Raw genomic sequence first — 647 nt, 5'->3', positions numbered from 1 at the left:
TCCCACAGGCCGGTGATATGACCATGGTCATCGATCAGCGTGCCCAGGTGACGGTGCACGTCACTCATGTCGCCCTGGAAGGTGATGATGTCGGACAGCACCGGGCGGCCTTCGTGGCGATGCTCGTAATGCAGCATGCAACCGGCGTCGTTCTGCAACAGGATCTTCTGCAGGTAGTAGCGATCACCCACGCGCAGGTAGTGTTCCTTGCGATCAAAACCGCGGCAGATCACTAGTTCGTCTTCACCACTGCGTACCAGCAGCAAGTCCTCAATCGCGTTGTACTTCGCGCTCTCGACCTTGGGCAAGTCGAACGCGTGACTGCGACCATCGTAGTCATGAAACAACAGCCCCTTGCCGATCACGTCGATGCGTGTGGTGAATTCAGTGACCCAGCGTGCGCCCAGATTGCCCTGATCATACGGCTCCAAACGCGAGTGGTAGATGCGCTGCCATTCGACAGGGAATGGCCCCGATAGGTTGAAGTCAGTGTGAATGATGAACTCTGAGCCCAACGAGAAACTGATCGCTTTGTTCGAGTGGCTTTTGGGCTCTATCGGGCATTTGCGACGTACAGGGCTGGTGGTGGACTCGGCCGGACTCTGCTTCTCGCTCGCCCCCAACTCCCCCTTGCCCTTCTCGCGCTC

At 58.0% G+C, this 647-nt stretch carries 1 protein-coding gene; it reads right to left on the bottom strand.

Going from position 1 to position 647, the window contains the following annotated elements; all coding sequences use genetic code 11:
- The coding region (locus tag KUO17_RS25600; protein ID WP_255263799.1) for a DUF6531 domain-containing protein at window positions 1–515 on the bottom strand (515 nt) is incomplete at its 3' end.
- Between the last annotated feature and the right edge of the window lie 132 nt (window positions 516–647).

The organism is Pseudomonas aegrilactucae, assembly GCF_019168305.1.
GTDB lineage: Bacteria > Pseudomonadota > Gammaproteobacteria > Pseudomonadales > Pseudomonadaceae > Aquipseudomonas > Aquipseudomonas aegrilactucae.
Note: the sequence above shows the minus strand (reverse complement) of the source record. Positions and strands in the feature narration are given on the sequence as shown.